Genomic DNA, 24,163 nt, shown 5'->3' with positions numbered 1-24,163 from the left:
ATTGAGAAATTTTGGGCAAGACTCAAACACTATTTGAGAAAAACTCTTGATCAATTTGATGGTTTACAGGATGCTATCGATAACGCTTTGCACTTTTTGTCCTAACCAACTCTTTCTCTGCTATATTTACAGCCTTTATGCACTGGGGTATGCAGAGGTTTCCGAGTGGAGCCCTTTGCAGCCCACGGGCATTCCAGGGCAAGTAATTAGTTTTGTAACCAAGTCTTCGACTTGGCGTTAATAGGTTAAATTTCTGGGGGGTTTCCCCCCCGGTCAAATCGGGTTTGTTCGGGTAGGATCACATCCGGATTGATTCGGAAACTGATAGACATGACATAGCGTTTGTAGCACTGAAATAGCCGTGGATAGTATTTCTACGGCTATTTTTTTTGTAAGCATATGCGCTACGGGCACGCTGGGCGAACAGTTATCAGCACTCAGCAGTCAGCTTCGGATTGGGGCTACTTATGGGCTGAAATTATTACCTAGTATTGCGCAACTTATTAGTTGAGCACTATTGAGAACTACTATCCTGCCCCCCGTCTTTAGACCGGAGAGTGTCAACATAGGCTTGTCTTAAAGTTGTCAGATTATAGTCGTGTTTTAAGATTGAGCTGTCACGAACGTTGTACTTAATCTCTTCTAAGAAGAGCAGTTCAACCACGGACGGAGCCAATTCGGGGTTTTCCATGGCAGTTTCAAACAGCCACTTGGTGTCGCGGATGAAAAAGAAGTCCAACATAGTAATTGACTAATCAGTAAGATGCACCTGTGTGATCAGCTGTGCGGGTATACACAGCTGCTAATGGTTTATCTCATATTTGTAAAAAATCAGGAAAGAATGTGCTGGATATACACAGCTACTATTGATTAGGTTCAGGTAAAGTGGTTGAAAATTTCTTTATCTCATTTAACCCGCCCTTGGATTGGGATGTTGGTTTTTGTTACTGATGGGATAGCGTAGCGTGGCCGTAGGCCAATCGCTTTTAGCGCAGCAAAGCTGATCGCAAGGGGGGGGACGGTAGCCTCATAAGGGTAGGTTTTTTACAATTAAGAAGAGTTAGGAGAGAATGAACAGTGAAAAGTCTTGAAGGAGGAAGGTTTCAGACAACCGATAGTAATGGGCAAATCATTGAGTATAGCGCTACGCGCAAGGGCAAGAGGCAAGAGGCAAGAGGCAAAAGTTTACTACAAAAGCGTTTCAGCTTGTATCAATGTCCTAACTTTAATGCGTAGTGCTATAAATGCACCAGTATTGTTAACAAACCATTAACGAAACTGGAAAGTTGACGAACAGGACGATGATTGACATTAGTTGAGGATACAGAGTTTTTTTGTGCTTCTTGTGTCTGTGTCTGAGAAATAGGCTGTTGTGAGTCCAATAATGCCTGCTCATCTTCTAGATCTTGACTCAGAGTCCATAGAAGAGCAACAGCCATGGCCAGCCATTGACGTTCTGCTCGCTCGGGATTAGCTAAGCGAGTCTTCTGCCACTGCCAACAATCACGCCTTAGGTCTCGGTAGGAACATTCAATCCAACCACGAAGACCATACCAACTCGCATCGCCCTCAGTTGGACTCAAATCAGTAATGAGTGAACCTTGGGTCTTGATAGCCATGATCCCATCGAGCAGACCCCCCAGCTTCCACACCGGCTTGATTGCCTTGAGAAACTACCACGAAGCGACCAAATGATGCCGCTTCGGCAATGGGTAGTCCAAATCCCTCCCGGTCAGACAGAAACACTACCGCTGTTGCCTCTCGATACCATTGAGCCAAAATGCGATGAAGCGTTTCGGCAAAGCCGACGCTACGCGAACGCAAAGCGTGGCCTACGGCCTCAGCTTCCGCGCTTATGCGATTGGCCTTTGGCCACGCTACGCGAACGCACTATGTGACCATGATACTGAACCCAAGGCAAGCTCTCAATTGACTTGAGGAACGCTTCACCCCTAGTTTGGGTCGAAGTATTAATGGCTCTTCCGTACTTGTTATGCTAAATAAACAGTCTGTAACAGGGAACAGGGAACAGGGAACAGGGAACAGTGGTCAGAGGCCGTCTTCAGAAAATTTTGTTAGTTGAATAGCGTAATTTTCCTTATACAGTAAGCTTTCTGAGTTTTTTAACTGGAAATTTAGCATAAGAGGTACTGAAGAACCGTATTAATCCCTGCTAGGGCTTACCAAGTTTAGTTGGTGATCAGTAATTAGTGTACGGCAATTTTCCTGGAGTCCAGTTTTGAGTAAGTCCTGTTCCCTTGATGAGACCTAGGTATGGAAATTGGTTTCAGCTCAAGTGGGGCAAGGCTTCCATGATCTTGTTCACCCAATCGTCTAGGTCAGTTTTGTAAAGTTTTGTAAAAATAATCGCTGCTCGGGCATAAAACTTAGGCTGACCCCCGATAAGTTTATAGAAGCTAACAATCAAGGATTTTTCAGTATGCACACCAAGACCTACACACTCTACAGATCAAATTCTGATCTTCGTCAAAACTAAGTTGATGTTAGATCAAGTCTGGTTAATCACTTCCCAAATCAGACAACCCAATCTCAACGGCTACTGGTAGGGTGCGTTACTAAATCAACTTACCACTTATAGGGTTTGGATTCCAGTTTTGAGTAAGTCCTGTTCCCTTGATGAGACCTAGGTATGGAAATTGGTTTCAGCTCAAGTGGGGCAAGGCTTCCATAATCTTGTTCACCCAATCGTCTAGGTCAGTTTTGATAAGTTTCGAAAAAAAAATCTTTCTTCGGCATAAAACTTAGACTGACCCCCGATAAGTTTATAGAAGCTAACAATCAAGGATTTTTCAGTATGCACACCAAGACCTACACACTCTACAGATCAAATTCTGATCTTCTTCAAAACTAAGTTGATGTTAGATCAAATCCGGTTAATCACGTCTCAAATCATATAACCCAATCTCAACGGAAATAAACCATGATAATTGTCCTCAAAGCAGCCACTCCGACAGTCGAAATTGAACACATTAAAGACGAACTGTCCCAATACAAAGTCAGCGTCGAAAAAATCATCGGCAAACACCGAGTGGTGATTGGTTTAGTCGGTGAAACCGCTGAACTCGATCCCTTAAAAATTCAGGCTGTCAGTCCTTTTATTGAAAAAGTCTCACGAGTTGAACATCCCTTTAAACGGGCAAGTCGAGACTTCCGACATGGTGAACCCAGTGAAATTATTGTTGAAACACCGAACGGTTCTGTTGCTTTTGGTGAACACAGTCCCATCGTTCAAACTGCCGGTCCTTGTTCGGTTGAAAATGAACAGATGATTGTCGAAACCGCCCAACAAGTTAAAGCAGCAGGTGCTCATTTCCTACGTGGTGGAGCCTACAAACCTCGGACTTCTCCTTATGCTTTTCAAGGGCATGGTGAGAGTGGTTTGGAATTGCTGGCCATTGCACGTCAAGAAACCGGCTTGGGAATTATCACCGAGGTAATGGATGCCGCCGACATTGAAAAGATAGCAGCTGTTGCAGATATTATCCAAGTTGGTGCTCGTAATATGCAGAACTTTTCTCTGTTAAAAAGAGTTGGTGCTCAAGAGAAACCGGTTCTGCTGAAGCGGGGAATGTCCGCAACCATTGAGGAATGGTTAATGGCGGCTGAATATATTTTAGCAGCGGGAAATTCTAATGTTATTTTGTGTGAACGGGGAATTCGCACCCATGACCGCAAATATACCCGCAATACCCTCGATTTATCCGTGATTCCTGTCTTGCGGACACTGACTCATCTTCCCATTATGATTGACCCCAGTCACGGGACTGGTAAAGCCGAATACGTCCCGGCAATGGCAATGGCCTCAATTGCAGCAGGAGCTGATGCTCTGATGATAGAAGTTCATCCCAACCCTTCCCAAGCCCTGTCTGATGGCCCTCAATCCTTGACGCCTCATCGCTATCAAGAACTGATGCAAGAAATGGCAGTTATTGGTGAAACAGTGGGTCGTTGGCCGGAAAAGTTAGCCTTCACCCCTTCATCCCATCAAGCTACCCAAAAATTCAGTGCCATTGTTTAAAATTTGTTGTGAGTTGAAATAAAAATTGAAGGCTAACATGGAATTGATTCAACTCACAATATCTCATCAAACAAGTCTTTTTGCCCAATTCTAGAGAAATAATGCAGATGAACGCTCAAACCCTAGTCTTAAGGCCAATTTTTTCCCAAAACTTTCCGAGAAAGCGGAATTACATCGAACCTGTATTACTCAGCCCATTTCAACGAATATTGCTCACGACAAACGGCACTGTTACAGATATGATTGAAGCATATTCGGGGGAAGCAATCAAAATCAAAAAGCTGTTTGAAGACCAGATTACAATCACAGAAGACATCCTGCCGATGAACCTCAAAAAAGGCACAGAAGTTATCGCTCGCAAAGTGTTACTTCAAGGTAAGATGAGTGACCGCACCTATGTCTATGCCGATTCAATTTTAGTTCTCGACAGACTGAATGAAAAAATGCGAACCCAACTGTTAGAGACCAAAACTCCCATTGGGAAACTCTGGGTCGAGAACAAAGTGGAAATCTTCAAAGAAAATGTCGAACTTGGCAAAGAACATGCAGGTGATTTAGCCGATTATTTCCAGATTCAACCCAAAGACAATCTCCTGTATAGAACCTACTGCGTCATCTCCAATAATCAGTACACCATGATGATTACAGAGAAGTTTCCGGAAAATAATTTTAGGCGAAAGCTCTAATAGTATCGGTTGTTCAGGTTCCATAGAGGTAAAGTTATGATTATTAAACAGTTGAAAGAAGCGGCTCATTCCTTTCCAAAACATACAGCGATTGTCTATAATGAGTCCCGAATTAGCTATGAAAAACTTGACTCCAAAGTTCAAGGATTAAGTGAGGGATTAAGTTCTCTAGAAATCGGTCAAGGTGATTGTGTCGCTTTCGTTTTACCCAACTGTCCTGAGTTTGTTTATAGCTTCTATGCTGTTGCTCAGTTACAGGGAATTGTTCTGCCTATTAATCATTTATTCAAAGCTGAAGAACTGAGTTATTGTATTAGTGATAGCCAGGCAAAAGCAGTAATTACTGACCTCAAACGTGCCAAAATTTGTCAGGATATTATTGCAAATATTGACCGAAAAATTGATTTAATTGTTGTGGATAGTGTTTATCCTAAAAGCCACTATCTCTACCATCTAATTCTACCAGTAAAATCTCAACATCAAGAGTATTCAGAAAACGCTCTTTCTTCTGAGCTTCTGTATCAATATTCATCCGGGTCAACGGGGAAACCAAAACGAATTGCACGGAGCCAAGGGAGTCTTTACCATGAGGTTAAAAACTTCGCAGAAACCACCCAACTTCAGCCCTCAGACAAGATTCTTTGTGCAGTTCCGATGTATCATGCCCATGGGTTAGGAAATTGTCTCCTCGCAGCAACTTGTAATGGTGCAACCTTAGTTATTTTAGAACAAGTTTTGCAGAAGGATGGTACACCTGTTGAGGTTCCCTTTGTCTTCCGGTGTCCGCGAGTTTTTGAACTGATTGAAACAGAGAAGATTACAATTTTTCCAGCAGTGCCTTATATCTTCAAGGCTTTAGCAGAAACTCGAACAAAAACCTCGGTGAACCTATCTAGTTTGAGATTATGCTTTTCAGCTGGAAACTTCTTGTCAAAAGACATTTTTGATCAGTTTTGGCAGCGATTTAGGATTCCTGTTCGACAGCTTTATGGCTGTACTGAAGCTGGATCTGTGGCAATTAATTTAGAGGAAAACATCAACAAAATTTATCACTCTGTTGGGTTTCCGCTCAATAATGTTGAACTCAAAATTGTTAATGAAAGTGGGAATGAACAACCCATGGGAATGAGTGGAGAAGTTGTGATAAAAAGTCGTTCTCTAACCCAAGGTTATATTAATCAGCCAGAACTCAATCAACAAGCCTTTAAGGAGGGATGTTTTTATACAGGTGATTTAGGTAAAAAAGATGAGTTGGGTCGAGTGTATATTACCGGTCGCAAGAAGCTGCTCATTGATACCGGAGGTCGCAAAGTTGACCCGATAGAAGTAGAGGATATTTTGATGAATCATCCTCACGTTAAAGAAGCTGTTGTGGTCGGTGTAAAAGGGTCTTATGCTGGCGAGTTGGTTAAAGCTGTAATTGTCAAAAAAAGTCGGAAAAATTGTGAGTATCAAGAGATTCTTTCATTTTGTAAGCAGCGTCTAGCGGAGTTTAAAGTTCCGAAAATCATTGAATTCCGCCCAGAGATTCCCAAAAGTCCACTTGGAAAAATTCTGAGAAAGGAATTAGTCTAAAACGATATCATCACAGTCCAAATACTGAAATTGTAAGGAGCATAACACCATGATGACTACTACAACAATTCAAGAACAAGTTCAAGGGTTAGTTTTGGAAGTTATACCCGATGTGACCCTAGAAGATTTGCAAGACGATGTAGATATCTTCAACTTGGGTCTAGATTCAATTAACACGATGACTCTAATTTCTAACTTGCAAGAGACTTTTGAAATTGAGTTAGATGTGAGTGAGATTAGTTTTGAGAACTTTCAAAATATCTCAACAATTGTGGAGATGATTGAAGAAAAGAAAAGTTGTTAAGTCTTTAAATTATATCTAGGCTGCGAGTATTTTTTACTCCAGCCGCCTCCTCACCAACTCTCTGGACAGTATCTAGGCTCTGATATGTCACTCGAAACATTGAACAAAAAACAACAGAAAACTTCTCCAGTTGCCAATAATTCAACTCAATCAGTGGCTGCTAAAAAGGAGCTATGGGAAGCAATTAGAACGGTCATTAGCTTACAAAATCAAGCTCCACCCTTAGTCTCTGTTTCCCGAGAAAATCCACTTCCTCTCTCTTTTCCTCAAGAGCGGTTATGGTTTTTACAACAGTTGGAACCAAGAAAAGCTGCTGCTTATAATATGCCGTTTGGGTTTCGCATTTCCGGCTCACTCAATCCATTGGCTTTAGAGCAAAGTCTGAATGAACTTATTCAACGTCACGAGGCTTTGCGAACGATTTTTACCTTAGTTGAAGGTCAACCCACTCAAGTAATTCACTCCTCGTTTTCCTTTCGTTTATCTGTAATTAATGTACAGAGATTCCCTCAAAAACAACGGGAAAATAAGGTAATGGAATTAGTGAAGGTAGATATTGAGCAACCGATTGAATTGACTCAACTGCCTCTGTTTCGAGGAAAACTTTTTAAACTTAATGAACAGGATTATTTTCTGTTACTGAATGTTCACCATATTATCATCGATGCCTGGTCAAAAGGAGTTTTATTTCAGGAGTTAGCAACACTATACGAAGCATTTTCTCTCGGTCAATCTTCACCCCTTTCAGAACTTCCAGTGCAGTATGCGGACTTTTCGGTTTGGCAACGTCAATGTATTCAAGGTGAGTTTAAAGAGACTTTGCTAAACTATTGGAAGCAACAACTTGGGGATAATTTACAAGCCTTAAAGCTGCCAACTGACCATCCTTATCCGACTAATCCTACCCATTCTAGTGGCTACAATAAACAGTTACTTTCTGTTGAACTCACGACTCAACTTAAAAGCTTCAGTCGAAAACAAGGAGCAACGTTATTTGCAACGTTATTAGCTGCATTTAAGGTGCTATTATATCGCTACACTGACCAAGACGATTTTTTTGTATGTAGTCCAATTGCGAATCGGAGTCGGAAAGAAACAAAGGGATTAATCGGTTACTTTGCGAACTTACTGATTCTACGGACACAGTTGAACGTAAACCAAACGTTTCGGGAGTTTTTGAGTCAAGTTCGTCAGGTTGTTTCCGGAGGTTACGCTTATCAAGATTTACCCATTCAAGAAATTATTAACGCTCTAAATTTGCTGCAAAGCCCTCTATCTAAGGTGATGTTTGCACTGCAAAATACAACAATTCATACCTTACAATTACCCGGTTTAAATGTCGAAACCTTCAATCTGGATAGCGGAACAGCGGATTTTGACCTCTATCTATATCTGATTCAAGAAGGTAATACTTTTGCTGCTATCTTCAAATACAATGCTGATTTATTTGAGGAAGCAACCATTTCTCAAATGCAGGAGCATTATCGTACTATTCTGGAAAACATTTTAATCAATCCAGAGCAGTCTATCTTGGAGGTACTCCCTTTAAGCGCAACTGAACAGCAACAATTAGAGGAGAAACGAGCCAATCAATCTACATTAAAACCATCCAGTAATTCGTCTAAACCTGCTTATATTGCACCCCGCAATTCAACTGAACTCAAACTCGTTCAATTATGGAGTAAAGTATTAGGAATTGAATCCATTGGAATTCGAGATAACTTCTTTGATTTAGGTGGACAGTCCTTAATGGCGATGAGTTTGTTTACTCAAATAGAACAAACCTTCGGTAAAACGTTACCTTTGGCAACACTACTAAAATCTCCAACCATTGAACAACTGGCCGAAATTCTTGCTGAAAACGAATCTTCTCTCCCTTGGTCTTCATTAGTTCCACTTCAACCTCGTGGCTCTAAACCGCCTTTCTTCTGCATTCATGGACAACAAGGAAATGTGTTGAACTTACGAGAATTAGCCAAATCTCTAGGTTCAGAGCAACCGTTTTATGGATTGCAAGCTAAAGGGTTAGATGGCAAACAAATGCCTGACTTTACAATCGAAGCAATGGCGGCTAATTATCTTAAAGAAATTCGCAGTGTTCAACCCCATGGCCCCTATTTTCTCGGGGGAAACTCTATGGGGGGTACCATTGCTTTTGAGATGGCACAACAACTTCAACAGCAAGGAGAAAAGGTGGCATTACTGGTGATGTTTGACACTTTCAATAAAAGTGCTTTTCCTCGCCTTGTATTCCGAAACCAACACTACTTCAAATACTTATCCCAATTGGGACTATCCAAGTCACTATTTGAGGAACTCAAAGAGGTTACTCAACGCCAACTGCAAGCTATGCTTTGCCAGCTTTATCTAGGTTTAGGAAAACCTCTACCTCATCATCTCAGTCGTGCTATCGTAGCTGAGGCTAATATGCAGGCAAAGTGGGCTTATTCACCACAAGTTTATTCCGGTAAAATTACCCTGTTTCGGGCTAAAAAACCTGCTAAATTCAACAAGTTTTATTTACCGAATCAAGCAGATTGGGAAACTCGTGATCCTGAACAGGGCTGGGGGAATTTAGCAAGCGATAAATTAGAAATTCACGATGTACCGGGAGACCATTATTCAATTTTTGATCAACCAAATGTACAGGTCTTAGCTGAGACTTTAAAGGCTTGCTTAGGTTAGTATCACTTTTTATTGAATTAAGGTTAACCGAAATAATGTTTACTCTCAATACAGCAGGAGATTTGACAATGAATACAATGACTTATGATGTAGCAATTTGCGGTGGTGGTTTAGCGGGTTCAACTTTAGCTAGACAGTTGAAGTTAACAATGCCTGATATTTCTATTATTGTCTTCGATCGTTTGGCTCGACCTCTACCTGAAGGTGCTTTTAAAGTTGGAGAATCAACGGTTGAAGTCGGTTCCTATTATCTGGCTGAAATACTTCAGTTTGGCGATAATTATTTCAAACTGAATCATATGCCAAAGTTGGGACTCCGTTTCTTCTTAGGTGATGCTCAAGGTAAATTTGAAGAACGTCCTGAACTCGGACTATCTAAATTTCATTCCCCTTCCTCCTATCAAATTGACCGAGGTAAGTTTGAAAATGATCTCCGAAACTTAAACATCGAAGCAGGAATTGAAGTTTTAGAAAGTTGCAAGGTTCTTGATATTATCCTATCGGAAAATAATCAAGACTTCCATGAAATTGTTTACACTCAAGATGACACAAAGGAAAAGAATACCATTCAAGCTAAATGGGTTATTGATGCGATGGGTCGTCGTCGATTTTTGCAGAAAAAACTGGGTTTAGCTCAACGGAATAGCTCTAAACATAGTGCGGTTTGGTTCTGGGTCAATGAACGGGTGGATGTCAGTGATTTTGTTCCCAAAAGTAACCAAAACTGGCATGAGCGTGTCCCGGGAAATCAACGATATTATTCAACCAATCACTTGTGTGGAAAAGGCTACTGGATTTGGATGATTCCGCTCCCCGGTAACTATACTAGTATTGGGATTGTCACTGATGAAACGGTTCATCCTTTCGGAGAACATAACACTGAGGAAAAAGCACTTAATTGGCTCCAAACCTATGAACCTACTCTAGCTAATCATCTTCAAGGGATTTCAACTCAAAAATTTATGAAGATGCCTCACTATAGCTATTCCTCTAAGCAAGTTTTCTCAAATAATCGTTGGGCTTGTGTTGGTGAAGCTGGAGTATTTCCCGATCCCTTCTATTCTCCTGGTACTGACCTAATTGGATTTGGAAATTCTCTCGTCACTCAGATGATTGAAGCAGATTTGCAAGGCAAGTTGACTTCAAAAATAGTAGCGGAAGCAAATCGCTTTTTACTCACATATGCCGAAGGTGTAAAAGAGAATATTCACAAAGTTTACTCCTGCTTTGATAAAGATTTGGTGATGACAATTAAGGTGATTTGGGATATCCTATCCGGCTGGGCATTTAGTGCGCCTCTGATGTTTAATTCGATTTTCCTTGACTCTGAAAAACGGGCAAAAATTTGTCAAGGTTCAGGTCAATTCTTTCTGTTAGCTCACCGGATGCAAAAGTTGTTTATAGACTGGGCAGAACTCTCCGAAAATCGGGGAACCTATGGGTATATTGATTACTTAGGAATGGATTTCATCAAGCAATGGCGATCGCGGAATTTACAATCCAATAAAACTGAACAGCAACTCATCGATGATCATATTGCTAGTTTGGAAATATTTGAGGAACTTGCCCAGGTTATTTTCCGCATGGCTCTTGAAGATACAATGCCTGAAAAATTAGCTGATTTTCCGGAGTCTGCCTGGTTAAATGCTTGGGCAATTAGCCTCAATGAACACCGATGGGAAAAGGATGGATTATTCCGCCCCAGAACTCAACCCCGTGACTTACATCCAATGACTCAACAGCTGCGACAAAAAATTCATTTCCATTCAGTTGTTAAGCAACTTGTCACGGTTTAAGTATTAACTTAATCTCAGCAATAAGGTGGGTATTTAACTCACCTTTAATTCAAAAAAAATGAAAAATTTTAGGAAGGAATTGACGATGAAAAATTCTACACAGTTAAAAACATCGGTCTGTATTCTCGGTTCTGGCCCTGCTGGTATTGTTCTCGGAAGTATTCTGCTGAGAAACGGGATAGACTGTATTATCATTGATAAATACAATCGTGAAGAAATTTATGCCAGAGGGCGAGCCGGAGTGATTGAAAGTACAACGGTTGAAATCCTCAGAAAAAATGACCTGGCGGATACCCTGCTCAAAAATGCTTATACTCACAGTTCTTGTGAGTTTCGCTATCCCGATAAAAGCCTAATTTTTGAATATGGAAGCTTAAGTGGAGGAGATGTTCATCATGTTTATCCTCAAAGCGATCTCAACGATGATTTGATTGAAAAATATATCAAAGATGGCGGTAAATTACTCTTTCATCATGAAGGCAAAAAGATTGTTCAAAGTGATGACAAAGTCGAAGTTGAATGTTCTGATTTAGATAGTCAAAAAACTGTAACCATCCAAGCAGATTTTGTAGCTGGATGTGATGGTTATCATGGGTTAGCTCGTCAATCTGTTCCCCCTGAAGCTGTAGACATTTACAGCAAACAATACAACTATCGCTGGTTAGCCATTTTAGCCTACGCTCCCCCTTCAGCCCAGCATACTCTTTATGGTGTAAATCCAGATGGTTTTGCGGGTCATATGCTTCGCAATAGCAAGATTTCTCGCTATTACCTTCAAATTCCCAGCATCGATACTTTAGAAGATTGGTCAGATGAACGCATCTGGGCTAATTTACAGCAGCGCCTTGCTAAAGAAGGATGCCCATTAAATGAAGGTGAAATCTTTCAAAAGCGTATTATGGAGCTGCGAAATTATGTGATGGAACCCATGGGTTATCAGCGATTATTATTAGCAGGAGATGCAGCTCATATTATTACCCCAATGGGTGGAAAAGGCTTAAATTTAGCGGTGCAAGATGCGGGAGTTTTAGCAGAAACATTAATTACCTACTATCTCGAAAACCATGATCTTTCTTATCTTGAGCGGTACTCCGAAATTCGCTTGCCCTACATCTGGCGTGCTCAAGAATTCTCTTACAGCTTGTTAACCATGCTGCACTCACCGGAAGGAGAAGATTTAGAAGATGTGCGTTTCCGACGCAAGTTAAGTGAATCCAAACTGTCTCAACTGACAACTTCATTAACTTTTGCTAAAAATTTTGCCCGGAACTACGTTGGTATTGTATAATTTTTAAAATTCCTTAGGAGAGCAGGGAATTTCAGACTATTACATTGTCAAAGTTTTTAGTAGGTATACCCATGAATCCCAAGACTAAGTCTACCGCATTTTACGTTGCTAGCTCATTTCTATTAACTTTGGGAATCAGTTTTCCTGCAGAAGCTCACTTGAGTTTTCATTCCCATCAGCATGGACAACAGGATTCTTCAAATGTTTCTTCTTTTACCATTCCGACCAATGCTACTGAAGCTTCAAATACTCTTGAAATAACAGCAAATGGTGACACTCCAGTTGTATTACCTGATGTAGATCGTCCAGGGTTTTGGCTATTCAGTGACAACGCAGAGTTTGTTGAAATCGGTGACAATACTGATGGGCAGTTAGCACTCTTTGATTTCACTACCTTACCGGGTGGCCCACTCCCTCACTATCACATCCTTGAAGATGAGTTTGTCTACGTTGTTGATGGAGAAATCACGTATCAACTGGAAGATCAAGTCTTTACTGCGACACCTGGAACCTTTATTTATAAACCGAAAGATGTTCTCCACGCTTTTGTTAATGCAGGTGAAAAACCTACCCGTCACCTAGAGTTTGTAATCCCAGGTGGAATTGATGGGCTATTTGAACAGCTGGGTCAACCGGGAACCTCTGATAATCCACCTTTTCCTCAACTTCCAACCCCTGAATTATTAGAGGGTGGCTTCCAAGTGTTCAGCGATTTTGGGGTGGTGGCACCTGACTCATTACTCATTACTCCCCCTCAATTTGGAATTACCCAAGAGGGTGATCCTGAACTTGTTGTAATTCGTCCGGGTGAAGCTGATGGAGAAGCGAGTGCGACACTGATTGTTAGTAATCCTGAAGATGACTCAACTGTTGCTGAAATTCCTGTTACCTTTGGGGATGGAGAACGCATTCAGAACGTAGAGATTACGGGTATTGAAGGTGCAGAAATCCAGAAGTTTGAACTGACCTTAGTTGATCCGATTGATACCAGTATTGCACTCCTACAAAATAAAGCCCTTTTAACCTTGGGTGAGGATAATACTTACACCTTAATTGATGGGTATTCTCCGGATGATTTTCCTCTGTTACTCCCTGATCCGAATCCGAATTCTTTTTGGTTAGGTGGAAGTAATTATACACAGGTTGCTAACGTGAATCAAACGGAAGGACTGCTCTCATTATTCGATGTGTTGATTCCCGAACAAAACTCAGGGCTTGAAGAATTATTAATAGCTCCAACTGATTTAGCACTCTACACTTTGGATGGAGAGCTAACTATTAATGTTGCCGATCAATCTTTTAGTGCTGATCCCAATACCTTTATTTACTTGCCAAAAGGAAGCCAGTATACTTTTAGTAACTTGGGACAATTTTCCGCTCGTACTCTACTATTTACAGCTGATAATCCGTCTAAATTAGAAGATTTTGTTATGACATTTGGTACTTTAGATGATCAAGACAATGTAAATATTCCTGAGCCTTCTTTGATTTCCGGTTTACTAATCATGGCTTGCAGTGCAGGCGCTCTGTTGAATAAAAATCGTAAATTATTAAATGAGAATATTAATTTTCGAGTCAAATTAATTGGATAAAGGTTTCCTATAGTGAGACCATTATAAAGGGTGCATCTCATTTTTGCTGTTTGACACGGTGGTGCGTTACGGGGCGGCCTGTCCAATATCTTGGAAATTTAGGGGGAATTAAATATTCTAAATTCCCCCACAATAAACAGAAAAACATGAGTCGTGTTTTTCCCAAAGATAAGCAAGATAAACTATGGTTTTCATATCATTAATCAACAAACAATAACTATCCCTCAATTTTATCTAGAATTACTTCCACACTTCATTGAGTCTACTTCAACTATAAAATTGAGTTAATTCCTCTGCAAAAGATCAAAAAATCGTCACTTTCTGATGCTCAACTGATTATATTTTTTTTGACAACTGAATAAAACTAAATTCACATTTTTTTTTACTGTTTTTTAAAGCAGTAATCACTGAAATATGTTTTTTTATAATTATTAAATCGTTTTTTTGATAATCAGATAAACGATCTTAATTATATTTGATAAAAAAATAAATTAAAAAAATTCTATAATTCTTGTTCGTATCAATCCACTTATCTTCAATAGTTTAAAGTTTATGTATTCATTATTTCAGTTTATTTTATCCCAACGTTCTATTCGTTATAGTCTATTGTGTGTACTCACAGTTTGGACAAGCTGGCTGATTATTATTGAACCCAGTCGAGCTATTTACAACCTGATTGAACATTGGGAATTTGCCTTCACAATGGTCTTTGGTTCCATGGTTGCAGGAGCCACAAGTATGGGAGGAGGCGCAGTTGCTTTTCCAGCTTTAACAAAGTGGCTTCACGTCTCTCCCCCCGATGCAAAACTCTTTTCTTTAGCCATTCAAAGTATTGGAATGAGTGCCGCATCTTTTACGATTTTTGCTATGAAAACTCCAGTAGAATGGAAGTTAATTCGTTGGGTGAGTTTAGGGGGAATTCCAGGTATTTTTATGGGAACAGCTTTTCTGGCTCCTTTACTTCCTGCCGAAGTCATTAAAATTTCATTTACAATGATGGTGAGCAGTTTTGCCCTCATTTTAATTCACTTAAATTTAACTAAGACTGAACGTAAATTGACGATTGAACACTGGGGTAAACGAGAAAAAATTTTATCTCTAGTCGTCGGATTAATGGGCGGTATGATTAGTGGCTTAGTTGGGAGTGGAATGGATGTTTTTGCCTACTCTGTAATGGTGTTACTGTTTGGCTTGTGTGAGAAAGTTAGCACTCCAACTTCAGTTATTTTGATGGCAATTAATGCCGTCACAGGCTTTTTAATTCATAACTTTATCCTGGGGGATTTTGTCACTCCCGTCAGTAATTATTGGTTAGCGGCGGTTCCAGTTGTGGTAGTGGGTGCGCCAACCGGAGCAATTCTTTGTAGTCTGATGAAACGCCAAATGGTGGTTTGGATTTTGATTAGTTTAATTGTAATTGAATTGCTGACTTCTTTACTGTTGATTCCACTTACGACATCCGTAGTTTCGGCTGGATTTTTGGCCCTGATTTTATTTACTTCATTTTATTATCTGATGTATCGCACAAAACTGAGACGCGCTTAATTGAGTGATTCTTGGTTTTATCATTCTCTTAAAATCATTCTATTATTCAGCAACGCCAGACCGCTTCCTATGAGATGCACCCCAGGTAACCTTACCCTAGGGTTAACCACCCAAAAACTTGCTCAACTGTTAGTTCTAACTCTACTCCATTGAGAATCGGTAACGTAGAGGTTGCTGAAAGGATTTCCAATCGTTGAGTCTGATCAATCACGATAATACTTTCTTCTTCCGGATCAATTAACCATCCTAGTTCGGTTCCATGACGCAAACAGTGGATGAGTTTGCTCAGGACTTTGGTTTGTCTTTGGTCTGGGGAAAGAATTTCGATTGCCCAATCTGGATGTATTTCAAAGCGGTTGGCAATTTTGCCAGTTGGTTCAATGGGGATGTTTGCCCAACGAAATACTGTGATGTCGGGAATAATTGATTCACCCCCAAAGGTACAGCGCAGTTCGGGGAAAGCCTTGGCAATTTTGTTAGGATTAGCGACTTGATTGATAGCTTGACACAATTCAATCTGAAGCAGACTATGTTGGCCTTGTGGCATGGGCTTAACAATGATTTCCCCATTGATAAATTCTGATCGGGGTTTGGTTTCTGGGAGTTTGAGGAACTCCTCTAAGGTTAGGGGTGGAGTGGCTGTGGTCATATAAGCTAGTCTTCATTTAAATTCTATTATTATCAGAACAGGGAATAACGAATCGCACCCCTATTTCCTACTCCCTACTCCCTATTGAGTTCATTAATCGCATCAGCATAAGCCATTGCTGCTGTTTCCCACTTGGGCAAATTACTACTAATCTCAGCTAATTGTTTTTCTTTCAAACCACCGATTACCTTCTCGGCTGCCTCCCTGGGCTGATCAGGATTAACGGTAATGATGGCAGAACCCCCCGCTTCTAAACCGGCTTGATTCCCTTGAGATACCACCACGAAGCGACCAAATGATGCGGCTTCGGCAATCGGTAGTCCAAATCCCTCCCGGTCAGACAGAAACACTACCGCTGTTGCCTGTCGATACCATTGAGCTAGAATGCGATCGCTTATGTGGCCATGATACTGAACCCAAGGCAAGGTCTCAATTGACTTGAGGAACGCTTCACCGCTAGCTTGGGTCGAAGTATTCATCCCTCCGACTAAATGTAATTCCCAAGGTTCACCACTAAGCTCTCTGAGTTGAGTGGTTAATGCCACAGCTTCCGGTAAACGCTTGGCAGCTGGGTCGATCCGACCTACGGATAACAAGAATGGTCCAGTGGGAGCAGGAATCGAGACGGTCGGTAACTTAGCTAGGGCTGAGTCTACTCCATTGGGAATAGTTTTCAGCTTCTGTTGAAGCCTTGGGTTAGGGCGAAAGTGTAGCAGGTCATTCTCCGTAGCTTTGCTGACCACGATAATCTGCTGGGCAAAACGAATCGAGGCATCCAGGTAAATTAGCGATCGCAAAGCCGTTTTTATGCGATCGCCATACTTATTAGCGGCTTTCCATTCATTGACATCATGAAGCACTGCAATAGTAGCTGGATGCCACGGCAGTACGATCGGGTTAGATAGCCAGACTAGAGCCTCTACTCCTGCTTGAGCACAATACCCACTCAAGCGAGTCGCTACCCAAGCATACCGCTTCGCTGGGGAGTAATCCAGCGGTGGTAGGATATTAACACTATCTGCCAACTCCTGTAGGGTAGGAGTATTCTCAAACGCATTCGGAGAAGCCAAGATTTTCACCTTAGTTCCTCGGCTGATCAGTTCCTCAACTAGAGGTGGTAGTAATCGATTGAGATACTGCCCAATTCCTAAGCGAGGACCAAGATAGTGGGCAATTAAGGCAACAGACATAGCTTATAGCACCGGAAACAGGGAACAGGGAATCGGGAATCGGGAATCGGGAATCGGGAATCGGGAATCGGGAGTAGGGAGTAGGGAATAGGGAACAGGCAAAAAATCCGTGTGTGTACTCCACTAATATGAAAACCGCTGTAGCTTAGATGTAGGCATAATTTCTAACTTAGTTACAATACCACTAAATAAAATCATAAAGGAACAGGCATTTAGAAAATTTTCCACTTTCCACTCCCGACTCCCGACTCCCGACTCCCGACTCCCTAATCCCTACAATGAACAAAATAATTGCCTGGTATCGATGGGCGATGCAAACAGGGCAGCTACCATTTGCCATAATTTTAACCCTCACCATCTACCAACCCTTTGAAGACTTTGTTCTCAACTGGCTACCCTTACCCTCACCGTTAATCGCATTAATACGTTTTGTTCCCGAAATTATCCTTTACATCCTCATGGTAAGGGTAATTTACCTGCGGCTATCCTCTGGTAAAGGTATACGAAAAACCCCCCTTGATATCCTAATTATTGCCTTTTTCATTGGTAGCATGATTTCCATTGTTGTTAATCATGCTGGAATTGCAGGCAGCATCAAAAACTTACGTACTAATTTTAGGTATATCTCAGTTTACTATACTGTGGTTAATATTGACATTTCTATCCAACAGCTTTCCTTATTATTAAAAAGTATTAGACTAGCCAGTTTAATCCAGGCAGGTATAGCCTCAATCCAATACTTTTTACCCGCCAGCATCAGTCAGAAACTCTTCACCAGGCAAGTCATCCACTCCGGCACAATGGCTGCAAAAAATGCTAGCATTGGCACCTTTGGCGACAGTGCCATCCTCTCAGGATTCCTGATGTTAGCAATTTCAGTATTTATTAGCCATGTCTACACCAACTCTAGTCATCTTATTCCCACCTTTAAAGACTCTGCTAGTATTTTAGTGCTATATTTCGCCAACTTTGCTTCCAAAAAGCGAGCTGGACTGATGATATCGCTACTAATTCCTATTCTAGTCTTAGTTCATCTCAACAGAAAAAGAGATACTGCTCTCATCCTCTGGTTTTCTACAGCAATTTTGATAACTGTAGTATTAATTTCTCCATTACTCAATCTTCAAACATCAGCCGCTTCAGTCTCTGAAGACGGTGAAATCCCTGATCTGACTTCCTATTTCTTCTCGATTTTTTCTCCAGATTACTGGCAACACAACTTAGAAGCTCAGCGGGGTTGGGCAGCCAAGACTATTGTTAATGGTTTAATGAATTCAGGAGGCTGGTTTGGCTTTGGTCCAGAGCCTGGTGCCTTACAAAGAGGAATAGAAAATTCGGTGATTCTATCCCCAGATGAACAACGGCATTTATCCTGGCATGTGGAACTCCTGGAAGATGCCTACTGGTTTGCCTTCTTGGGATATTTTGGAATTGTTGGTTTGGGAATTTTTTGGCTAATCTTGCTACGGCTTTACCAAACCTCTCAATCTCTGATTAAATCCTCTTCATCCCTGGAATACAAATCCCTTGGGGTGATGCTTTGTACTATAATTATTGTTTCTTTCTTTTACACCTTTGTGGAACGGACATTTAAATTGCGACCCTTTAGTTTTTATTTTTGGTTACTGGCGGGATTGGTAGTTAATTCCTGGTCTGCTCAACAGGAGAATAGGGAGTAGGGAATAGGGAGTAGGCAAAAGGCAAAAGGCAAGAGGCAAGAGGCAAGAGGCAAGAGGCAAGAGGGAATAGGGAATAGGGAATAGGGAGTAGGGAATCGGGAATCGGGAATCGGGAATCGGGAATCGGGAACTTCGGATAAATATAAAAGAAAGACAAGGATTTTTTTGCTATGCTGAATCCTTAGCGCTGATATACTACTTATCATACTGTTGGCAATTCCCCCATCACCCTATCACCCCATCAGCCCATCATGATTGATCATCAACCAAGAGTAGAACAAATATTTGTAGTGGAAAACTCCCGTAGTGGAACTACTCTGATGGGTCTAATCTTGGGATTAAATTCAGAGGTTTTCACCTTTGAGGAACTCCATTTTTTTGAGCAGTTATGGTCCGAGGAACATCGAGCCTCTTACCTGACTCAGGCAGAAGCAGAACAGCTAGCCGCTCGCCTCCTATCAATTCAGCATAGTGATGTTCTGCGTCCAGGGGATCCCAGTGACTTTAGTGAAGAAGCCAAAGCAATTATTTCCCAGTTTCCGGAGCAAAAGCTCACCTCTGGGGATGTCTTTAAGGTATTTTTGGGATACAAAGCTGGCAAAAACGGTAAGAAGATTCCTTGTGAGCAAACTCCGCGCAATGTTTTATACATAGCTGAAATCCTAGAGCTTTATCCCGAAAGCCGGATTATTAATATGGTTCGTGACCCCCGAGACGTACTGCTTTCACAAAAATATAAGTGGCGAATCAAATTCCTGGGTGCCAAGAATATTCCCTATCGAGAAGCCTTCCGGTCTTGGTGCAATTATCATCCCTTTACCATCTCAAAACTTTGGAATGCCTCGATTAACGCTGCTGAAAAGTTTGCCAATCATCCCCGATGTCGTACGGTGAGATTTGAAGATTTGGTAACAAATCCAGAGCAGACGGTGGAACAAATTTGCCAGTTTCTAGGTCTGGAGTTCCAACCTCAAATGTTGGACGTTCCTCAAAATGAGGGCGGTGTCTCATCCCATAAGCAAATCACACCAAAACGTCGGGGGATTGACCCCAATACCACTGGAAAATGGCGGCGTGGGGGACTTTCTGTGACAGAGATTCATATTTGCCAGCAAGTAACCTATACTAACATGCTCAAGCATGGTTACTCCTATGCTTCGATGAAGCCCAACCCCTTGATGTTAGCATTAAGCTGGGCATTTTTACCTGTAAAATTGACCCTAGCTTTGTTAATGAATCTTGACCGAACCCGAAACATTGTAGAAGCGATTCGCAGACGCTTGTAGATGGTAACCCTGCTATTAAGGTCTTGGGTTTTAGGGAGCAGGGAGCAGGGAGCAGGGAGCAGGGAGCAGGAGTGTCAAACAGCTTTTAGGAAATGCACCCAACCGGATTTGATCATGGTGATACTTCTAGGAGATGTTTAATACCTTTAATAAAGACTTGAAAACTGTGGGATGTATTGTCAGTTAAAGATAAATGGGGTGCAATTTTTTTAGAATCGCTTCCTGGATAGTATTCCTTAACTAAACGTTTAAGCTCTTGTTTGGCAGAATTAAGCTGATCGGGGTTACGGTATTTCTGTTTACTTTGTTGTTTACTGAGGCTATTAGGTTTCCTGTTATAGGCTTTTTCGACTGCGGCTAAGTCTCCTAAGAACCAGGATTCTAATTCATGGCAGACGATCCGAATCATCACATTATTGTCTTTTCCGGCAGTTTGACAAATTTCTAATAGTTCGGATTTGAGTTTTTTGCAATCATGGGAGTCTTGGTCATGGACGATAATGAATCTAGTGTCGGGACTATATTGAAAGGCTTTAATTTTATTGGGAATAGATTTCCATAAGTCCTGTTTGCCTTGGTGGGTACTACAAAGATAGGTGATTTCATTGGGGATAATTTTCGGTAGGAGTTGCTCTAAAACGTTTTTCATGGAGGGTTCTTCTAGCATAAAAATCAGGTCGTAACTCATTAGGGGGCAACTCCTTGAAACCAGCCTTGACTCCAGAGATAGCCAGGTAAGTCTCCAGCTTCGACTAGATTGACAAGGGTTGGGTCATCTTTAGCCCTTGAGCATTTGGTGATCCCATTTTCTTTGGTGAGCCAAAAGATGCTCTCTAAGGGAACGGCATTTAAAAAGTCAGGGGAGTGGGTAGAGACAAAGACCTGGCCACCATGATGGGCATAGCTGGCAAATTCTTCGGCGAGTTCATGTAAAAGGCTGGGGTAAAGTTGGTTTTCGGGTTCTTCGACACAGAGTAGAGGGTGAGGCTTAGGATCGAAGAGCAATATTAAATAGGCAAACATTTTCATGGTGCCATCGGAAACATAGCGATCGATAAAGGGGTCTTTAAAGGCTTGATCTTGAAATTTTAGGATTAGTCTGCCGTCTTCAGTATTTTTGGCTTCTACTTTGGAAATGCCGGGGACTCGTTCTTGCATTCGCTGGAGAATTTTCTCGAATATTTCGGGATGTTCTTGATAGATGTATTGGGCTACTAATGCCATATTATCTCCTTTGGGGGAGAGGTGTTCAGCATAGAGTGCGTCTTTGCTGCCTCTAGCTTCACTGATATGAAAGTCGGAAACATGCCAGTTTTCGATCAGGGAACGAAAGGCACTGGCGGCTTTGAAGCGTTGGAATTGTCCTAAGCCTTTTATGGCTAAAATGTCGCTGGATTCAAGTTGTTGTTCTTCCCGTTGTAGTTTTGTGTCAGCTTGGTCAAAGTTTTCTTCGTTAATAATAGCGTATCCTTTTCCTTTTCGAAAGTCTATAAAATGAAAAGGGTTACCGTGTGCGCCACGTTTATAACGCAGAATTTCTCGTTTTATTAACGGTCTTTTCTTCTCCTGTCCAATGATCAAAATATAGGTAACCAGGCGCTCATTTCCTAGAATTTTAATACGGAACTGAAGTTCTATTTCGATATCTTCTTGCTCTTTGCCTCGGGTGATAACTTCATTGAAACCGCCACGAACTCGGAGAGCTTGACGAATATTATTTTTGAGAGCATCGTGGATAAAACCAAATATGTCAAATAGGGTTGATTTACCGGTACCATTTGCACCAACGATAACAAAAAATGCGGGAATATTTTTGATTTCCAGGTTTTCAAATACACGATAGTTTTTAATTTTTATGGTAAGGATTTTCATAGTCTATGATTTACCTAAACAAACATTTAAGGAGCATCCATCCCGGGAGCATGTCAAATTTGTAATTAGGTACATAGATCCCCCCTAACCCCCCTTAAAAAAGGGGGGAATTAGATTGAAAAGTCCCCCTTATTAAGGGAAACGGGGGATCTGAATCAGGGATTAACAAAACTGACATGCACCCATCCATCCCTAACTAATCACAAAATCCCCTCGATCGTGGCATCAATTTCTACCAAATTGCGATCCACTTGCTTCAACTCCGCCGCCACCACCCCTAGATTAATCTCCGCTGACTGTTCCCAAGTCTGGCATACAGCCATTACAGCCCAATCAGGTTATCAAGGCTAGCTCTGTTTTTCGTGAGTACTAACCTACCGTTGGATATGTCTATCACGACTTACGCAAAGCCCCCTAAATCCCCCAATTATGGGGGACTTTGACATCATTACCCCCCAAGCGAGCAATCCCTCGCTTGGGGGGCAGGGGGGCAAAACCAACTAACTTCGTAAGTCCTATCTATGGTGCTTCAGAATCGTCTATCCTGTGATCGGAGGGGATCAATTTACCTAATTACAAGGGTAACATGCTCCCTACTAAGACGCCTAAGTCTGTTAAAATGTTACTAATTATCAGCTGAATTAATCAGGGAAAAAAAATCATGAATATCCTGATTTATGCTTATGGCTGTTCCCCAGTAAGAGGGTCTGAATATGGTATAGGTTGGAATGTCGTAAAACAAATAGCTAAGAACCATAGCCATAAGTGTTGGGTGCTCACTAACATAACTGATCAATCTCAGATTGAACAGGAATTGTCTCATTCACCTTTAGACAATGTCACCTTTATCTTTGTAGCAATGTCTGAAGGGTCTCGTAATTCAGGATTGTCCCATTATTTGTACTATATCGCCTGGCAGATTAGAGCATTTTTTGTGGCCAAAAAACTCCAGGACGAAATTGGGTTTGATTTGGTTCATCATGTTACCTATCAAAATTCCTGGTTGCCGACATGGATAGGCTGGCTAGGTGTGCCCTTGATTTGGAATGGTGGCGCTAAAGATAAAATTCCTTCGGTACTCTTGAAGACATTATCCCTAAAATCGGCCATGATGGAAAGGATTCGGATGGTGTCGATGAATGTCCTAGGTCGCTTTACCCAGTGGTGTGTGGCTTCTCGCGCCCAATTAATTCTATCTCGGGAAGCGAGCCAATGGTCAGATAATTTACCAGTTAAGGCTTTTCCTCCCTTTGGTCTTAATCAAAAGGATATTGAGAGATTAGCTCAACTGCCCCAGCGCCAGGAAGAACCATTTCGAGTGGTCAGTATCGGGAGATTTTTGGGTTGGAAAGGGTTTGCATTGGGCATCCGTGCCTTTGCCCAGTTCCATCGTGAACACCCCACTAGTGAATACTGGCTGATTGGTGATGGTCCTGAAAAGGAGGGACTACAGAAATTAGCTAAAGACCTTGGATGCGGTGATGCTGTACGTTTTTGGGGGAAGCTTTCCCGTGATCAGGTCTTACAACGGATGGCAGAGGTGGACGTGTTAATGCATCCGAGCTTCCATGATCATTGGCCGACGGTGGTGTTGGAAGCAATGGCGTCTGGTAGACCTGTGGTTTGTCTCGATATTGGTGGACCCTCGTTGATGGTTCAACAAGACTGGGGAATTAAAGTGCCTGTCGATAACCTATCCCAAGTGATCAATGATTTAGATCAAGCACTGTTGCAGTTAGCAACTAATGGGGAAAAACGCATATCTATGGGACTTAAAGGACGAGTGATAGTCTCAGAGAATTGGTCATGGGAGATAATCGGTGAACAAATGTTGAGTCTATATCAGGAAGTTATCAATTCGTAAGCTATCAGCTATCAGCTATCAGCTATCAGCTATCAGCTATTGCCCAAAAGCTGACGGCTGACAGCTGTTCGCGTAGCGTGAGCCAAAAGCTCACGGCTGAATGCTTAGGTTTA

At 41.6% G+C, this 24,163-nt stretch carries 22 protein-coding genes; 14 read left to right on the top strand and 8 right to left on the bottom strand.

Annotation, left to right across the window (positions count from 1 at the left end):
- Nucleotides 1-1,077: 1,077 nt before the first annotated feature.
- Nucleotides 1,078-1,236, top strand: coding sequence for a hypothetical protein (locus F6K46_RS20365; RefSeq protein WP_293053757.1), 159 nt, complete (start codon nucleotides 1,078-1,080; stop codon nucleotides 1,234-1,236).
- Nucleotides 1,237-1,238: 2 nt separating this feature from the next.
- Here the strand turns inward: F6K46_RS20365 and F6K46_RS20360 are convergent, their stop codons facing one another.
- Nucleotides 1,239-1,619: a hypothetical protein gene (locus tag F6K46_RS20360; RefSeq protein WP_293072891.1), complete on the bottom strand. Its 381-nt coding sequence runs from the start codon at nucleotides 1,617-1,619 to the stop codon at nucleotides 1,239-1,241.
- Nucleotides 1,585-1,824, bottom strand: coding sequence for a glycosyltransferase (locus F6K46_RS20355; protein WP_366510666.1), 240 nt, complete (start codon nucleotides 1,822-1,824; stop codon nucleotides 1,585-1,587). The genes F6K46_RS20360 and F6K46_RS20355 overlap by 35 nt, the downstream gene beginning before the upstream one ends.
- On the opposite strand from F6K46_RS20355, the gene F6K46_RS20350 reads away from it, so the two are divergent.
- The 10 genes from F6K46_RS20350 (at nucleotide 1,786) to F6K46_RS20305 (ending at nucleotide 15,510) form a co-directional block, all read left to right on the top strand.
- Entirely contained in the window at nucleotides 1,786-1,938 is a 153-nt protein-coding gene (locus F6K46_RS20350) for a hypothetical protein (RefSeq protein ID WP_293053748.1), read from the top strand. The two genes, F6K46_RS20355 and F6K46_RS20350, sit on opposite strands and share 39 nt — an antisense overlap.
- Before the next feature lie 1,003 nt (nucleotides 1,939-2,941).
- On the top strand, nucleotides 2,942-4,039 hold the full coding sequence (aroF, locus tag F6K46_RS20345; RefSeq protein WP_293053745.1) for a 3-deoxy-7-phosphoheptulonate synthase: 1,098 nt from the start codon (nucleotides 2,942-2,944) through the stop codon (nucleotides 4,037-4,039).
- An 80-nt stretch (nucleotides 4,040-4,119) separates the two neighbouring features.
- The gene (locus tag F6K46_RS20340) at nucleotides 4,120-4,725 is read left to right on the top strand and encodes a chorismate pyruvate-lyase family protein (protein WP_293053742.1); all 606 of its coding nucleotides are present in this window, start codon (nucleotides 4,120-4,122) and stop codon (nucleotides 4,723-4,725) included.
- A gap of 36 nt (nucleotides 4,726-4,761) precedes the next feature.
- Nucleotides 4,762-6,300, top strand: a complete 1,539-nt coding sequence (locus F6K46_RS20335; RefSeq protein WP_293053739.1) for a class I adenylate-forming enzyme family protein — start codon at nucleotides 4,762-4,764, stop codon at nucleotides 6,298-6,300.
- A 49-nt stretch (nucleotides 6,301-6,349) separates the two neighbouring features.
- Nucleotides 6,350-6,604, top strand: a complete 255-nt coding sequence (locus F6K46_RS20330; RefSeq protein ID WP_293053736.1) for an acyl carrier protein — start codon at nucleotides 6,350-6,352, stop codon at nucleotides 6,602-6,604.
- Between the two features lie 84 nt (nucleotides 6,605-6,688).
- On the top strand, nucleotides 6,689-9,289 hold the full coding sequence (locus F6K46_RS20325; RefSeq protein ID WP_293053732.1) for a condensation domain-containing protein: 2,601 nt from the start codon (nucleotides 6,689-6,691) through the stop codon (nucleotides 9,287-9,289).
- A 68-nt stretch (nucleotides 9,290-9,357) separates the two neighbouring features.
- Nucleotides 9,358-11,085: a tryptophan 7-halogenase gene (locus tag F6K46_RS20320; RefSeq protein ID WP_293053729.1), complete on the top strand. Its 1,728-nt coding sequence runs from the start codon at nucleotides 9,358-9,360 to the stop codon at nucleotides 11,083-11,085.
- 85 nt (nucleotides 11,086-11,170) lie between these two features.
- On the top strand, nucleotides 11,171-12,373 hold the full coding sequence (locus tag F6K46_RS20315) for a 4-hydroxybenzoate 3-monooxygenase (protein ID WP_293053726.1): 1,203 nt from the start codon (nucleotides 11,171-11,173) through the stop codon (nucleotides 12,371-12,373).
- 71 nt (nucleotides 12,374-12,444) lie between these two features.
- Complete coding sequence (locus tag F6K46_RS20310) at nucleotides 12,445-13,965, top strand: cupin domain-containing protein (RefSeq protein ID WP_293053724.1); 1,521 nt, start codon at nucleotides 12,445-12,447, stop codon at nucleotides 13,963-13,965.
- A 552-nt stretch (nucleotides 13,966-14,517) separates the two neighbouring features.
- Entirely contained in the window at nucleotides 14,518-15,510 is a 993-nt protein-coding gene (locus F6K46_RS20305) for a sulfite exporter TauE/SafE family protein (protein ID WP_293053722.1), read from the top strand.
- Between the two features lie 91 nt (nucleotides 15,511-15,601).
- On the opposite strand, the gene F6K46_RS20300 is transcribed toward F6K46_RS20305, so the two are convergent.
- On the bottom strand, nucleotides 15,602-16,159 hold the full coding sequence (locus F6K46_RS20300; RefSeq protein ID WP_293053720.1) for a Uma2 family endonuclease: 558 nt from the start codon (nucleotides 16,157-16,159) through the stop codon (nucleotides 15,602-15,604).
- Nucleotides 16,160-16,233: 74 nt separating this feature from the next.
- On the bottom strand, nucleotides 16,234-17,349 hold the full coding sequence (locus tag F6K46_RS20295; protein ID WP_293053718.1) for a glycosyltransferase: 1,116 nt from the start codon (nucleotides 17,347-17,349) through the stop codon (nucleotides 16,234-16,236).
- Nucleotides 17,350-17,627: 278 nt separating this feature from the next.
- Between F6K46_RS20295 and F6K46_RS20290 the strand changes: the two genes are divergently transcribed.
- Complete coding sequence (locus tag F6K46_RS20290; RefSeq protein ID WP_293053716.1) at nucleotides 17,628-19,028, top strand: hypothetical protein; 1,401 nt, start codon at nucleotides 17,628-17,630, stop codon at nucleotides 19,026-19,028.
- On the opposite strand, the gene F6K46_RS20285 is transcribed toward F6K46_RS20290, so the two are convergent.
- Entirely contained in the window at nucleotides 18,991-19,185 is a 195-nt protein-coding gene (locus F6K46_RS20285) for a hypothetical protein (protein WP_293053714.1), read from the bottom strand. The two genes, F6K46_RS20290 and F6K46_RS20285, sit on opposite strands and share 38 nt — an antisense overlap.
- 94 nt (nucleotides 19,186-19,279) lie before the next feature.
- Between F6K46_RS20285 and F6K46_RS20280 the strand changes: the two genes are divergently transcribed.
- Nucleotides 19,280-20,314, top strand: a complete 1,035-nt coding sequence (locus F6K46_RS20280; protein ID WP_075898892.1) for a sulfotransferase — start codon at nucleotides 19,280-19,282, stop codon at nucleotides 20,312-20,314.
- A 112-nt stretch (nucleotides 20,315-20,426) separates the two neighbouring features.
- Here F6K46_RS20280 and F6K46_RS20275 read toward each other — a convergent pair whose 3' ends face one another.
- From F6K46_RS20275 to F6K46_RS20265, 3 genes are all read right to left on the bottom strand, one after another.
- Complete coding sequence (locus F6K46_RS20275; protein ID WP_293053711.1) at nucleotides 20,427-21,002, bottom strand: DUF4276 family protein; 576 nt, start codon at nucleotides 21,000-21,002, stop codon at nucleotides 20,427-20,429.
- Nucleotides 21,002-22,186, bottom strand: coding sequence for an AAA family ATPase (locus tag F6K46_RS20270; protein ID WP_293053709.1), 1,185 nt, complete (start codon nucleotides 22,184-22,186; stop codon nucleotides 21,002-21,004). Before F6K46_RS20270 ends, F6K46_RS20275 begins: the two co-directional genes overlap by 1 nt.
- Nucleotides 22,187-22,386: 200 nt before the next feature.
- Complete coding sequence (locus F6K46_RS20265) at nucleotides 22,387-22,509, bottom strand: hypothetical protein (protein WP_293053707.1); 123 nt, start codon at nucleotides 22,507-22,509, stop codon at nucleotides 22,387-22,389.
- Between the two features lie 338 nt (nucleotides 22,510-22,847).
- Between F6K46_RS20265 and F6K46_RS20260 the strand changes: the two genes are divergently transcribed.
- Nucleotides 22,848-24,050, top strand: coding sequence for a glycosyltransferase (locus F6K46_RS20260; RefSeq protein ID WP_293053705.1), 1,203 nt, complete (start codon nucleotides 22,848-22,850; stop codon nucleotides 24,048-24,050).
- The last annotated feature ends 113 nt before the right edge of the window (nucleotides 24,051-24,163 follow it).

The organism is Moorena sp. SIO3E8, from assembly GCF_010692445.1.
GTDB lineage: Bacteria > Cyanobacteriota > Cyanobacteriia > Cyanobacteriales > Coleofasciculaceae > Moorena > Moorena bouillonii.
Note: the sequence above shows the minus strand (reverse complement) of the source record. Positions and strands in the feature narration are given on the sequence as shown.